Source organism: Bacteroides caecigallinarum (genome assembly GCF_016901995.1).
GTDB lineage: Bacteria > Bacteroidota > Bacteroidia > Bacteroidales > Bacteroidaceae > Phocaeicola > Phocaeicola cellulolyticus.
The window spans coordinates 1-14,161 of record NZ_JACJLE010000050.1; the positions used below are offsets into that span (position 1 = coordinate 1).

The following is a 14,161-nucleotide window of genomic DNA, read 5'->3' on the forward strand; positions in this document are numbered from 1 at the left end:
TCATTTCCCTTTGTATATTATAAAAGACAAAACCTTTTTCTTTATATAAGTAAAATCCACAGCATAATAGGATAAAGCAAACTACCCCTATTATTTTAAACATTTTCTCACTATTTCTTGTACCCCATATAATTATAGATAAAAATAAATAAGAGAAAAATAAACTTTTAAGGAACCATAATTGACCTACTATTGGTTCTGCTTGTGCAAAAGTTACAATTCTTACAAAATGTCTAATATATTCATTTAAATCATATACCCTCGAATATATACCTAATTTATATAAAGGATATTGCATTATTAACGATAATATATTCCAAAACAAAAAAGGCCAATATAAAGCCTTTATCCTTTTGATTAAATTAGGTTTGCTTCCACTAATTAAGCACCCTGAAATCATAAAAAAAAGTGGCATATGAAAAGTATATATAAAATTATATAGAAATGTAGGACAGCCTGCATGTCCAACAACCATAAGTATAATACCTATACCTTTCATTATGTCTATTACAGTATTTCTTCCTTTCATAAATTGAATTTATATTCTTCAAAAGGAATATTATTTATCATAGCAGCCCGCCTAGCAAAACCACTATTATACATAATAGGACATCTTACCATATAAGCCTTATGAGCTGTTGCAATAGTATAAAAGTCTGCGAATGTTTTTAGATGTGATTCGTAGGTACTATCGTAATCAATATGTCCTATTTTACCAGGTAAAACACAAACAAAATCCAGTTTACAAACTTCATTTAAGAAAGTTGAACTGTCTGATGTTACTACTATTTTCTTTTTCTCTTTCTTATGAATATTAGTAAGTTCCTCAATACACCTTTCAATTAATTTCTGTTTTTCCTCCTCATGCAAAGTAATGTGAATTGTATCTTTAAAATCTCCAAGAAGTTCCACAAAACGAAAAGAACAAGTTACATATGGCTCTGAAATCTGTTTATGTATTTCATTAATAGCACTAGATAATAATTCAGAAGGACTAAACAGTTCGTTGTATAATTCTGAAAATTGTTTATCTCCTATTCTCAAAGAAGGATAGACATGATATTGAATAAATCCAGTTTCTTTCTTGATTTGATTATTCAAATGTTTTAATGTTAGACTATCCTCAAATGGGTAATTACCACAAGCAACATAAACTACTTTACTTATATTTCTATTGTATAAGATATCTTCTTTTTTAATTATCCAATCTATTTTATTAGGAATAAGAAAATCAGATAAGCTAAAACCTTTTTCATGGAAAATTTTAAAATCAAATTCCAGTTGTTTGGCATACATATACATAGAAACAATTCCTCTTAATCTATCTGCTAATCCACCGCTTGCGATTTTATCGTCAAACATACAAATGATAGTCGGCCTTTTTGAAACTGAGAGATTAACCACATCAGAGCTATAATCAATCATAATTTCCTGTGCCTTAGCATTCATATAATTCTCACCGCTATATAAATAATGTATTGGTAATTTTAACCATTTGCGAATATAAGAAGTATTTATCATTATAATATAATTATTTAAGAATATCCATATATTTAGTAAATGTTGACTCCCAATTCAATGTTTTCCCTATGGATAATGCATTAATTCTTATTGATTGATAATAATTTTTGTCTTGCATAAGACGTTTTATTGATTTTTTTATATCATAAATGTTTCTAGCATTGACAAATATTATATTATTATCTCCGATTAATGAAGACTCAGTCATAAAACCATTATTTGTAATAATAGGTAAACCATATTGAAGTCCTGCCGCTAAAGCTCCACTTTTAAATGAACACCCACAATCATCATTTTCGGGTAAGCAAAAGCAATCAGCTATTTGAAAATATTGTGACATTTCATTAATGTCTATCATCCCTGTTTTATATGTAGAAATTCCGTATTCTTGTTTTAAAAACGAAGTATTTCCTAAAGATAAAATAACAATTTTATAACCTTCTCTTTTTAGCTCTTTAATAGCTTCGACGTGGTATTCTACATTCCTCTTTCCGAAAAATAAAATCACAAATTCTCCTTTCGGTGCAATTTTATTCTTTAATTGCTTCAAATATATTTCGTTATAATATTTAAAAGGAATATTACTAGCTATACGAACAGTGAAAACATTAATGTCCTTATAAAATTTTCGTATACGATCCGCATAATACTCTATACTTGTTGCTACATAATCGCTATTTTTTATTAATCTTTTAGCTATAGTTCTTATACCTAAAGAGAAAAAGGTTCTTTTTAGGTTTAAACCATAATAATCAATACAAACCTCATGAAAAAAAGTGAATAGTTTCGCTTGAGTTTGTTTTATTTCGTAAGTCAACTTTATTAAAGGGAAAGGTAAACCCTTTTGTTGATAGCCATGGGGTACATATTGTAATGAAACTATATCAATAGACTTATTCCTTATCAAATTTACTATTGGTTTATGACTAGTAAAATCCCATTTTTTTATTATAGGCAAAATAGTCATTTCTTTTTCATTAGTACATATTTCATTTGTCTTCTTACATACAATATATACATTGTGCTTATGCTCAACAAATTGCTTTGCTATATTATATGTATAATCACCTACACCATCTACTATCGGAGGAAAATTATTTGTTATAAAAAGAATATTCATTATATCTTAATGTACTTTATTTTTTATTTTCTGTATTATAAACTCTTTTTCTTTATTATTCAATCCCAAAATGAAAATAAAAAAGGACGTGGATATTGTAGATATTAATAGTATTATAAATAATCTTACTATGTTATTTCCAGCAAACTGGTTATATACAATATATGGCAATATAGCTGACAAAATTGTAACTAATAATATTTTCAAGACCACCTCCTTTAAAAAGGAAGTAAAACTCAGTTTTATCTGGGATTGTAATATTCTTGCACAAACAATCATCACAATTGTAAACATAACTATATTTACTGTGACTGAAGATTCAGGGGTACCTCCTAATTTATATACAAAATAAGTTGTAGGAAATATAAATAATAATATTATATTTTTTACCAATAAATAATTGCGTACTTTCCCACTTGCCATATTACTTGTGTCCAAAGGATTGGTTATTGCTAAAATCAATGATATAAAAAGAGATAATTTAAAATATGATACAGTATGTTCTGGTACGTTGCCCAACCAAATGCCTAACAATGTTTCAGCTTCATAAAAAACTGGTATAATAAGATATAACATTAGAAAACATGAAAACTTAGCACTTCTAATAATTAATTTATGCATATTTTCTAAGTCTCCATGCGCATAACTTTTAGTAATTTGAGGATTTACTGCGACCTGAAAATTCTGAGTAAATCTACTAATAACTCCATTCCCTTGTGTCGCTATGCCTGATGCTGCATTAATAGCAGGTCCAAAGAATATATTTGTTAATAAAGTAACTCCTTGAACAAAACCTATATAAGCTATTTTATCGAATAATGACCAAGATGTCATTCCAAACATTGACTTAAGCATATCTTTATTCCACAATAATTGATAACGAGCTTCTTGAAAATGTTTTATACAATAGATTTGCATACTGACAAAATTTATTATTGATGCAATAAATAGCAGACATGCATAAACAATCAATTTATCTAAAACTGTATATGGAATTATAAAACAAATCAATAATTTTATTACTACATCAATTATCGAAAAGAAGGCAAATGCACTCATCTTTTCGTGAGCAATTATTGCCCCGTTAAACGGTACATTAATAATAGTGAGTATTGCTGTTACTGTTGATATCTGAAATACCCAAAAAGCAGCATTCATTCTTTCTTCAGGTATAACAGCCTGATTATACAAAAAGTATAGCCCAAATATCTCTATACAAATAAAAACTATTAGTGAAATAATTATATGTATACTTAACCCTACTGAAAATATCTCTTTAAGTTTATGTATATCATTCTCACCTAATGCAATAGTTATAAATCGTTGTGTAGTTCCAGACATTGCAGTTGTAAGTATAGAAAATACAGAAACTATTCCTCCTACAACATTATATATACCATAATCTACAACACCTAAAGAATTTAAAACTATTCTACTAGTATAAAATCCTAAAAACATCAGAATTAACATTCTGATATATAAAATTCCTGTATTTTTTACTATTCTTATGTTGTCTGGTGAGGCCATTATATTTGCTTATATTTGTTTAACACGTTGAAAGGAGCTGCTTTGATTGATATATATTTAATTTGCTTCTTAAAATAATAAAATCTTAACAATAATGTAAATACAGACTTAAATCTATCTTCTCACCATTTCCATTTACCGTATGATGATAAATATCAAGTGTATTGAATTTTATATCCTGATGAAGTCTGGTCTGATCAAGAGTAGGGTAGTCGGATGCATTAGCATTGACCATACTGTGTTGGCGGAATCCCTTGTGTAAACTTCCAATTTTAGGGATCGAGTAGGAGGTAAACATTAATCATAGGTGTTTATCTCCTATTTTCATGTTCACCGACCTCTCACACCACCGTACTTGCCGTTCGGCATACGGCGGTTCCTATTTTGGGCGCCATTCGAGATACGAGTCCATTAAGGTAGGATATCCTGCCTTTAGCAGGCTATCATTATTTATCGCCACTTTCAATATAGGGCTATCAGCGATACGCCAATAACCTTTGCGAGTATTACCCCATTTCCGTGCATTGTATTTTTCTATACCACATTTAATGAGGTTTGCCACCTTGGTCTTGGGTTTCTTCCAAGCTTTCCATATACACATACGTATTCTCCGTCTTAACCACTCATCTGTGTCAAGAAGAAAACGTTTCATTTCGGCAAGATGATAGTATCCAATCCATCCATGTATGTATTCTTTCAGTTTCTGTTTCCTCTTCATGTATCCCCATCCGTTGCTACGATTCGTCAGTTCTTTAAGTCTTGATTTAATCTTAGATTTGGATTTCGGATGCACTGTGAGACGACATTTGCCTTTCGTTACATAAAAGGAATACCCGAGATACTTCACTCCTTGGACATATGACACTACAGTCTTTTCCTTGTTGACTTTGAGATATAGAGTTCCCTCTATAAATCGGGTTATGGACTCCCTGACTCTTCTTGCCGCCCTTTTGGATTTGCAGAATATCATTGAGTCATCGGCATAGCGCACAAAAGGAAGTCCTCTGCGTTCGAGTTCCTTGTCCAGTTCATTGAGCATAATATTACTTAACAATGGACTTAGTGGTCCTCCTTGGGGAGTTCCTTCCTCGCTCGTTTCAAACAAACCTTTGTTCATTACACCGCTTCGGAGGTACTTGTGTATTAGACTGACAACTCTGCCGTCTTTAATAGTACGGCTGAGGATTTCTATGAGTTTGCTGTGATTCACGGTATCAAAGAAGCACTCGAGGTCAAGGTCTACTACGTATGTGTAGCCTGTATTGATTATCTCTTGAGCTCCTCTTACCGCGTCATGACAGCCTCTCCTCGGACGGAAGCCGTAACTTCTCCTGGAGAATTGACGCTCATAGATAGGGCTAAGAACTTGGTTAATGGCTTGTTGCACCAAGCGGTCTACCACCGTGGGGATTCCTAATAGACGCATCTTGCCATTGTCCTTGGGGATTTCTACCCTTTTGACGGGGTTCGGACGGTAAGAACCGTCCATCAAGGAACGGATGAGCGCATTTTTGTTGGCTAGTAGCCATGAAAACAATTGTTCACATGACATATTGTCGATACCGCCACAGCCCTTGTTTCCAATCACTGCCTTATAGGCTCGATTAAGATTGGAAGGACTCAGGATTTGCTCGAAAAGGTGTTCCTTGTCGAATGGTACTTCCACGATGTTGTCTTCACATATCCACATGAAAGTCTGCACTCCCTCATACCATTCGGTTTCCGACCTATCTCTTTGAGGGCAGTCATTAACTTCGGATAATGTTTTCTGCATTCGTTCTTTCATTAGGTATGTTTCTATTACTATCGTTTAATTATTAGGTTCAGTCCTTCACAAACTTATCGACACGTTTGCTACTATGACATCTGCTGACTTCTCACGGCAAGCTTTACTCCATACATTTCGTAAAAAAAAAACTAATCTGTATGTCCGTGAGACCTCCTCGGATAAGGGTATTAACTTTCCATCTTATGTCTGCTTCATCTACATTAACCGTTCCGAATAGCTATAGGGCTTTGGTTTGGACAGCAACCTTGCCCACGGTTTTTATGCCTTATATGAAGTTTCTGTTCGTCAGACCAGATGTTTGCCGCCAGCTTCTTTCAGATTCCACCTCACGATGGACACCCTTGCTATTGACTGTATGATTCCCGCTATTAGGGCTCATTAGGGACTTGCACCCGTTAGCTAATACTCATGCCGAGCATACTGTCCCCTTTTAGACGGACGCCAGCAAGCGCCCGTCTAAAAAAGAGTCCACAAATTTAACGATTATTATTTGCATATTGTCATGGGAAGGAGGTTTTCGTAATCCGTTCTTCCCTTTTTAAATTCTCTGAGCAGCCTGCAGAAGTAATCCCTGAAGGAGACTCCTGCCTGTTTGCAGGTTTCTATAAAGGTATTATAGATTGCAGAGTTCTGTATTCCTTTCACGCTTCCGAAGAACAGGCTTTTCTTTATTTGGACAGTGATTGGTCTTATTGCCCTTTCCACAGCCATATTGTCGATGAAGAATTCTCCATTGTTTCTGTAGGAGAAGATCTAATTTCAGAAGTTAAAGGTCATATCAAGATAATTCTGATTTATAGTGTTTGTCTGTGGATTTATTATGTCCTTGCAATAATTGTCTTTATCACCTAGGGCGTATGCCGCCACACTGCCGAGAGAAAGATGGTATTCTGAAGGTAGTTTATTTTCTGTTTCTTCATAATATTCAGGATGCTGTGCTAAATGTCCCGCTATAAGGGAAATGTTTATGCCGGATAGAAGATAGGGACTGTGAGTTGTAATGACATGACTTACTGTGTTATTGCATTTTTTCATACTACATATTATATGTCTCAATACTGCAAGCTGTTCTGAGGGAGATAGGTTCTGTTCAGGCTCCTCTACTATGTATGAATCGAACATATTTTCATTGATACAATAGTCCATTGTCATAACCATAGGCAATAGGGATTGCAAGCCGGAAGAACATTCACTTAAAGGAAGTGTTTTGATGTCGTCTTCCTGTGGTATAATTATGCCTTCTTTCTTTTTTTCATATAAATATGCTACATCTTCCATTTCAGGCAATGAATATACACGGAACTGCTTTCTGGCTCTCTCGAAATAATTTATGAATCTGATAAATTCAGGATCGAAAGAAATCTGCGAGTCTATCATGGTTGACAGGGCACTGGAGAATGTGGCTGCGATATTTCGTCCTGTCGGTATATACAGCGAAGATGCACAGTAGCTTTTGATAAAAGGCAAATTCTTGTCCAGAAATTTCTCCAGCAAATCTTCGGTTAAGAGTTCCTGACTAAGCAGCAGACTGCATATTTTGCCGGATATTTTATCTCCGTAGTATGACAGCAGCCTGTCTCTTCCAATGATTTCCCTATGCTTGAAGCTGAAACGACTGTCCTGATATGTGATGAAAATGTCATTACAGCTGTATTCGATATAGGTGTTTTTGTTGAAATACTCTGATATTCCGTATTCTAGAAACAGAACTTCAACTGTGTCGTTATCCTCTAATATTGATACATACCAGTAGTAATCCTGGAATATGCATAATAATTTTGCAATGGTACTCTTGCCGGTTCCTTGTCCTCCTGTGAGAACAAGGAATGGTTTAAGTTCTATTGTTGCGTCCTTAACAGGACCGAAATTCTTTATCTTAAGGTAGTTCATATTTAATGTAAATACTGACTTAAATAAGTCTTTTTACAGATTTCAATACCCCTTCATAATCGGAAATCATTTCCTCAATATACCATTCGACTTTTTCATCATCAAAATGATGTTCATCAAGAATATTTTTCAAGCTCGCTATTACTGCATTGCATATAGACTCGGTTTCATTAAAATTATAACGGTCTTTATAGTTTCTTGCTTCCTGAAGCCATTTGTCGCTAATCATTATTAAGCAATTGATGTCTTTGATACATGATTCTATTTCACTGCAAATCTGCTCTGGAGAGTTGACAGGACAGTAGGGCAGAAGTTCCGCATCTTGAACAAAACTGTTAAACTCTTCTACCGTCTGGCTGTGCCATTTGTCTTTATATCCGTTTTCTATAGCCAGATTGTTTATCTTGCGTCTTGATTCTTCTATTATCGTATCATCGAATATGAAATAATCATTCGGGTCTATACTTATTTCCATTCCTAGCAGTTCTCTGGAATGTGAGGACTTACGGCGTAATTCAGTTCCGCTAAGATTTTTTGAGCTTTTATAGTCCAATCTTAATTCAACCAATAAGAGTCTTTTACTTACCCTTCTGTTGTTTTGATAGTTGCATATACCTATGGCTGCGTCCATCGTATTATTAGGAGAACCTGACTTTGCAGCTCTTTCGTATGTGTCAAGGTCTATACATACAATCTTGTCGTTGAATCCGCCTGACTTGTAGTCACGTATGCTGACTTCATTGAGCTTTAAGCCATAACCTTTACTGCAGGCACTATGTGACAACAGTATGGCATTGTCGAAAACGGTATTACTCTCCATATTCCTTTATTCTTGACAATGCGATATTGAACGATCGGAATATATCGGATATATCCGTTCCTAATGGTTTGTAGGAATATTGCCATGAATCGTTTTCTTTCACTGCTAGATAGAAGTTGATCTTGTCTTCCACTTCTTCTTTCTTTGCTATGGATGATATGGCTGAAACCATGTCCGGGTTATGGCTGGCAATCATGATATTTACACCCAGTTTCTTATGGATTGTTACCAACACACGGGCAAATTCCACTATCCACTGTGGATGCAGATGGGCTTCAGGCTCGTCTATCAGCAAGAGCGTTTCGCTGTCAAGATATCCGTTCTGCAACAGTAACAACAGATAGGCAAAGGCGTTCAGACCGGTTGCTGCCTTTTCTAAGGTAATATCCAGTCCGTCCCTGCGGACATATCTTATTTCCTTATTCTGGAATATGTTTTCCTTAATTGAGAATGTTCCGTCTATTACTTTTTTTATGTAGAAAATGATTCTCTGCTCCTCGGAAGTAGGCTTCCTGCTCTCGTTTATCATCATATCCTGCAAAGATGTCCACGAAATGCTCCGTATGTCCTTATGCCCCAATGCCATAGGGGTGTCTATGTATATGGCCTTCTTGAGATTATATGGATAATTAAAAGTGTCTCCTTTCAATATGTCATTTCCTGATTCGGACAGCTGTAGGGATGGAATGTCTTTTCTTGATTCATTATATTTCCTGCAAATAAAATCGAACAACTCCCTTTGGGGATGAACAAGTTTAATATTCTTTGAAATATCAGACATTGATTTTATTCCCGATATGTATTTTCTGTAGAAAGCGGTTATCGCATCTTCGTTTTCTTCATCATTTGAAGAATAGGGTAAATTAAGAAAAGAGAAAACACGTTCCTTCTCACTTCGCGGTATATCTTTATTTCCGTTCCATATCAAAAGATCTGTATAGTATCTTCGCAGGATTTTCGTGTATATATCCGTGAATCTGTCTATGCTTAAATCCTCTTTACGCAAATCATCTAACCTTAACAACGGTTCAGAATGGATATCAGTAATGGATGTTCTTTTTAAGTCAAGCAAGTTGTAATAAAAACGGCTGATAAAATCATCAGTAACCAATTTATCAAACTGATTGATTGTATTTACAAGGTAATAAAGCCACCGTGAAAGCGTACTTTTGCCGCATCCGTTAGGACCTGCAAGAACAGTGATACCGTCGAGTCTTAACCGGGCTTTATTTATTGCCTGATAGTTGTCTAAACTGTATATATAGCTTTGATGATTATTCATTATGATATGCTATTGATATTTAATGGAAATACATAGATTGGTATGACCTGATTAAAAACATTCAGAACAGACTTTTCAATTGCTCTATATCAGCTTTATACTGTTGCTCTGACAAATATTTCAGAACTTTTTTGAGAGTCTTGATCTCGTAATTCTCCTTAATAGCTTCAAACAATTCCTTAAACCTTCTGTCATCGTTTGATGTTACTGATTTTGAGACTTTAGTAAAATCTTTTAGCTTTGAAGGTAAATCATAAATTTCAGGATTGACTTTCTGCTCCGTTGCACAATCTAAAATGAATTTATCTATTGCAGGTTTTACAGTTATAAGATATTGATGTACTGATTTATGTTTCATGACTGTCAGATGTTTGGTTTCGGCAACAGTATTACAATCCTTTATATAACCTAATTCAACTTTATCCTTGTCTATTATACCAATTGCAAACTTATCTGCAAATTTATTTTTAAGTAAACCTACAACCTTTGTACAACTATGCTGGTGGTTTACACCTGCCTTTACCAGATATTCTATCAAGTTTGTATCAACATAACACTCCGGCATTATGTACGGCTTTCTGTCTTTCATAAAATTAAAGGTATAATTCAAAATTGAAAAAGATATCTACACCATTACCATACATTTCTTTTATTTCTGAATCCTTCAACTGTCTGACTGAATATGTAGAAGTCGTTTTATCTGTACAGTGAGTGAAAAATACATTTAAACCTTTGGGAGCTTGTTTTATCAGTTCGTCTAATATGTACGGACTGTGAGTGGCAATAAATAATGTATCGTTATGTTTTTTTATTGCTTCGACCAACCATTTTATGAACTGACATTGGGTGGGGGGGAATAAATTGTTCTCCGGTTCTTCCAAATAGATGTCGCTATGATCTGTTTTAAAATAGTTTTCATAGACTGTCATAAACTTGTTGGCTTCATCAACATCGGAAAATCCATAATCATAACCGCCAACTTTAAATGTCACTAAATTATCATCTGTCTTATCTTTCCTGTATAAAGAGCCGTATATCAAGGATAGAAGATTCTTTCGCTCTTCTGCCTGTTCATACGAAATCTTTACGTTATTGTCGCCATACTGTCCGTTGGTTATATAATCAAGGTGAACATACATCGGTAATAATGACTGGATGCCGCTTGAACCTTCCTTAAGCTTTAAAGGCCTGCCGTTTACAAGAACTATTTTGTCTGAATTGGAGGCACTGTCGTAAACATATGAAATTCCTAAATTCAATAGGTTATTCTCTATTTTCAAGAACTTACGGGCCTTGTCCCAGTTTGCCATGAACTCAACCATGTTCTTGTCAAGCGGGATAGAGCTCCAAACCGGAATTGACGCCACAAGATTCCTGTCGGCAGGAATATATGTTACTTTGGGACGTTTATATTTCCAGCGGGAAGACTTCCATTTCATTGTAAACTTTTTAACGGAATGGTCATAAAGGAACTTTAAATGGCCGGTCTCATACTCGATGTAGGTATTATCTTGTATATAGTTTGATATATCGTAATATCCTGCCATAGAATCAATGAATGATGTTCCTTCCTCAAATTCTTTAGTACTTTGAGACAGTTCTATTCTTTTTTCAACATACGAACAATAACATGCTACTTTAAGAATACAACTCTTGCCGGAACTTTGCAAACCGGTTATAATATTTATTTGACCTAATTCAAGCATCGCATCTTGTATAGGGCCAAATTTTCTTATTATTAAGCGTTTCATTGTCAACTAAATGTGTTTCGTGTTTTAGTCCTTACCATAGCCATAGCCGTAGCCATAGCCGTACTTCTTGCCATAGCCGTATTTGCCGTACTTGCCATATTTACCATAGCCGTAGTAGTAGCCGTTGCGGCGTTTGTCCATATCTATACCGTTGATAATGGTGCAGAGGTTAGGAAGTTTGTTTTCTGACTTAAGCTCGTTGATAAGGGCATAATCACTCTTGTGGGTATAGTCGGCACGGCATACATAGATGCTGACGTCTGCTACACGCGAAATGAGCTGGGTGTCAGTCACTATACCGATAGGGGCTGTGTCAAGAATTACATAATCGAAATTTTGCTTCAATATTTCCATTGCCTTGTCAAGTGTGTCGCGTGCCACTAACTCTGTAGGGTTAGGAGGTACCGTTCCGCCGGGAAGGATGTAGAGGTTGTCGCATACATCGCTCTTCTGGCATAATGACATCAAGTCGGTATCGGAAGGGGATGCCAGATAGTGGGTGATTCCCTGTATCCTGCTTGAGATATTGAACACACGGTTCAAGCCCGGCTTACGGATATCCATTCCTACAATAACTGTCTTCTTGCCCATAAAGGCAAATGATGTAGCAAGATTACCTGCTATAAAACTCTTGCCTTCACCGGGACCGGTAGATGTGATAAGAACAACTTTCTGATCTTCACGGAGCATATATTGTACATTGGTACGAACGCTGCGGAACACTTCTTCCATTAGGTCATTACGGTTTTCGCGGATTACGATTGCTCCCTCGCTGCGTAGAGGTGTCTCGGGAACATCGCCTACAATTGTTATGTCAGTAATCTTTTCAACATCGGCACGGCCTTCAATCTTGAAACGGAGCATACGGATGAGCCACAAACAGCCTACAGGAATTGCTATTCCAAGCACAAAAGCTATCATGTATATCTGCTTGGATTTCGGTCCTGTCTGACCACCATATAACGGTTCTTCAATAATACGTCCGTTATTTGCCACTGATGCAAGTGTGATGGCATTTTCCTCACGTTTCTGGAGTAGCATAAGGTAAAGGTTTGCCTTAATTTCCTGTTGGCGTGAGATACTGATAAGTTCCTTTTCCTGGATAGGGGCGTTGCTGATACGTGACTCGTATTTCCCTGCCTCAATATCAAGGTTACTACGTGTGATAAGAAGTCCTTTATGTACGCTTTCCACTGTGGTAAGGACGCTGTTACGTGTAGCAGCCAGAGAGATATCAAGATTTGCGACTGCAGGGTTTTCTTCGCTTGATGTACGAAGAAGACGTTTGCGCTCTATCAACATTTCGTTATACTGGGTAATAACTGTTGTAAGTGTTGCATCGGTAATTCCTACATTGGCAGGAATTACTTCGTAACGGTTTGCCGGATTGTCAATATACTGGCGGAGGAATTCCACAAGACGAAGCTGTGTGGCGTTCTCGGCACGACGTGCATTATATTCATTGCTTCCTTGAAGTGCAATTTGTGCATCACTGCTTATATCGGTAAGTCCGGCTTTCTGCTTATATTCTGCTAGTTCCTTTTCTGTTGTACCAAGTTCCTTATTGATAATCTCGATACGGGCATTGATGAATTCTGCTGTACGGCTTGCCACTTCGTTCTTATCGTCGTTGGCATCGCTGTTATACAGGCTTACAAGGGTATTAATAAAGTCGATTCCACGACTGACATTTACATCAGAATAGCTAAGGGCTATGATTGATGTTGTCTTGCTGGTTGGTTCAGCTGTAAGTCGTGATTTAAATCCGGCAGCTGTAGCAGTAGGTGAGGCGATGACTGCCTCTATTGTACGCGGTTCCTTAACAATGGCTGTTGCTGTATCCATTGGAGCTGTAAAGCTTACAGTTCCGGCAGGAGTAATCAATAATGCAGGCATACGGTCGAAAGAACGTGTCTCTTCCATTTCCTCGCCATTATAGCGATAAAGTGCCTTTACACTGAATGTACTGTCAGGAGTGAGACTTATGCTGAGACGCATTGCTCCCTGAAGGCGGTCGGCTTCTTCTGGCGCCATCCATACCTTTACAGGACTATTCTTATAAAGTGTGCGAGGATAGCCGAATGTCTGCTTTTCGCTATAGTTAATATTCAGACTAAGGGTATTGACTACCTTCTTTATCAGTGTGCGTGACTGGATAATCTCAACCTCATTGTCGAAATTGCTTGCCATTGACATCATTCCCAAATCCTGCATGGCTGCGAATGTGGATGCGGCACTGCTGTTCTTGGTCTTGTCGCCCTGTTTGATAAGGACTGTGGCATTAACATTATATACAGGGGACTGATAGCGGAGATAGATATATGCACCTATCATACATACAACTAAAAATGCTACTATGTATGGCCAGTGTATGAGATATTCCATTATAAGGGCTTGCCAGTTGACTGGTTTTTCGTTTTCTTCTTCGAAGTAGTTATTTTGATTCTCCATGTAATTTAAT

At 36.1% G+C, this 14,161-nt stretch carries 12 protein-coding genes and 1 pseudogene; all 13 read right to left on the bottom strand.

Features of this window, described 5'->3' with window-relative positions:
• Positions 1-529: acyltransferase family protein (locus H6A61_RS12415; RefSeq protein WP_204394023.1), on the bottom strand; the 529-nt coding region annotated here is incomplete at its 3' end.
• Positions 526-1,521 carry a hypothetical protein gene (locus H6A61_RS12420; RefSeq protein ID WP_204394025.1) on the bottom strand — a complete coding sequence of 332 codons (996 nt, stop codon included), beginning with the start codon at positions 1,519-1,521 and terminating at the stop codon, positions 526-528. The genes H6A61_RS12420 and H6A61_RS12415, both read right to left, overlap by 4 nt.
• 10 nt (positions 1,522-1,531) lie before the next feature.
• Positions 1,532-2,641 carry a glycosyltransferase family 4 protein gene (locus H6A61_RS12425; RefSeq protein ID WP_204394027.1) on the bottom strand — a complete coding sequence of 370 codons (1,110 nt, stop codon included), beginning with the start codon at positions 2,639-2,641 and terminating at the stop codon, positions 1,532-1,534.
• 6 nt (positions 2,642-2,647) lie between these two features.
• On the bottom strand, positions 2,648-4,168 hold the full coding sequence (locus H6A61_RS12430; RefSeq protein ID WP_204394029.1) for an MATE family efflux transporter: 1,521 nt from the start codon (positions 4,166-4,168) through the stop codon (positions 2,648-2,650).
• A gap of 85 nt (positions 4,169-4,253) precedes the next feature.
• Positions 4,254-4,403, bottom strand: a complete 150-nt coding sequence (locus tag H6A61_RS12435; RefSeq protein WP_204394031.1) for a hypothetical protein — start codon at positions 4,401-4,403, stop codon at positions 4,254-4,256.
• A 144-nt stretch (positions 4,404-4,547) separates the two neighbouring features.
• A complete protein-coding gene (gene ltrA / locus H6A61_RS12440) occupies positions 4,548-5,954 on the bottom strand; it encodes a group II intron reverse transcriptase/maturase (RefSeq protein WP_204394033.1) in 1,407 nt (468 codons plus the stop codon).
• 489 nt (positions 5,955-6,443) lie between these two features.
• Positions 6,444-6,710 (bottom strand): annotated as a pseudogene (locus H6A61_RS12445) (IS66 family transposase); the annotation flags it as partial.
• A gap of 6 nt (positions 6,711-6,716) precedes the next feature.
• Entirely contained in the window at positions 6,717-7,847 is a 1,131-nt protein-coding gene (locus H6A61_RS12450; protein ID WP_239469211.1) for an AAA family ATPase, read from the bottom strand.
• Between the two features lie 19 nt (positions 7,848-7,866).
• Positions 7,867-8,667, bottom strand: coding sequence for a hypothetical protein (locus H6A61_RS12455; protein ID WP_204394035.1), 801 nt, complete (start codon positions 8,665-8,667; stop codon positions 7,867-7,869).
• A complete protein-coding gene (locus H6A61_RS12460; protein WP_204394037.1) occupies positions 8,657-9,949 on the bottom strand; it encodes an AAA family ATPase in 1,293 nt (430 codons plus the stop codon). Before H6A61_RS12460 ends, H6A61_RS12455 begins: the two co-directional genes overlap by 11 nt.
• Before the next feature lie 61 nt (positions 9,950-10,010).
• Positions 10,011-10,538, bottom strand: coding sequence for a hypothetical protein (locus H6A61_RS12465; RefSeq protein WP_154042693.1), 528 nt, complete (start codon positions 10,536-10,538; stop codon positions 10,011-10,013).
• 4 nt (positions 10,539-10,542) lie between these two features.
• Entirely contained in the window at positions 10,543-11,700 is a 1,158-nt protein-coding gene (locus tag H6A61_RS12470) for an AAA family ATPase (RefSeq protein ID WP_154042694.1), read from the bottom strand.
• Between the two features lie 24 nt (positions 11,701-11,724).
• A complete protein-coding gene (locus H6A61_RS12475; RefSeq protein WP_204394039.1) occupies positions 11,725-14,151 on the bottom strand; it encodes a GumC family protein in 2,427 nt (808 codons plus the stop codon).
• Between the last annotated feature and the right edge of the window lie 10 nt (positions 14,152-14,161).

Excerpts from the sequence above, each read along its gene's own strand:
- H6A61_RS12430 (WP_204394029.1), bottom strand. The coding sequence starts at position 4,168 with ATGGCCTCACCAGACAACATAAGAATAGTAAAAAATACAGGAATTTTA.
- H6A61_RS12455 (WP_204394035.1), bottom strand. The coding sequence starts at position 8,667 with ATGGAGAGTAATACCGTTTTCGACAATGCCATACTGTTGTCACATAGT.
- H6A61_RS12460 (WP_204394037.1), bottom strand. The coding sequence starts at position 9,949 with ATGAATAATCATCAAAGCTATATATACAGTTTAGACAACTATCAGGCA.
- H6A61_RS12465 (WP_154042693.1), bottom strand. The coding sequence starts at position 10,538 with ATGAAAGACAGAAAGCCGTACATAATGCCGGAGTGTTATGTTGATACA.
- H6A61_RS12435 (WP_204394031.1), bottom strand. The coding sequence starts at position 4,403 with ATGGTCAATGCTAATGCATCCGACTACCCTACTCTTGATCAGACCAGA.
- ltrA (WP_204394033.1), bottom strand. The coding sequence starts at position 5,954 with ATGAAAGAACGAATGCAGAAAACATTATCCGAAGTTAATGACTGCCCT.
- H6A61_RS12475 (WP_204394039.1), bottom strand. The coding sequence starts at position 14,151 with ATGGAGAATCAAAATAACTACTTCGAAGAAGAAAACGAAAAACCAGTC.
- H6A61_RS12470 (WP_154042694.1), bottom strand. The coding sequence starts at position 11,700 with ATGAAACGCTTAATAATAAGAAAATTTGGCCCTATACAAGATGCGATG.
- H6A61_RS12450 (WP_239469211.1), bottom strand. The coding sequence starts at position 7,847 with ATGAACTACCTTAAGATAAAGAATTTCGGTCCTGTTAAGGACGCAACA.
- H6A61_RS12420 (WP_204394025.1), bottom strand. The coding sequence starts at position 1,521 with ATGATAAATACTTCTTATATTCGCAAATGGTTAAAATTACCAATACAT.
- H6A61_RS12425 (WP_204394027.1), bottom strand. The coding sequence starts at position 2,641 with ATGAATATTCTTTTTATAACAAATAATTTTCCTCCGATAGTAGATGGT.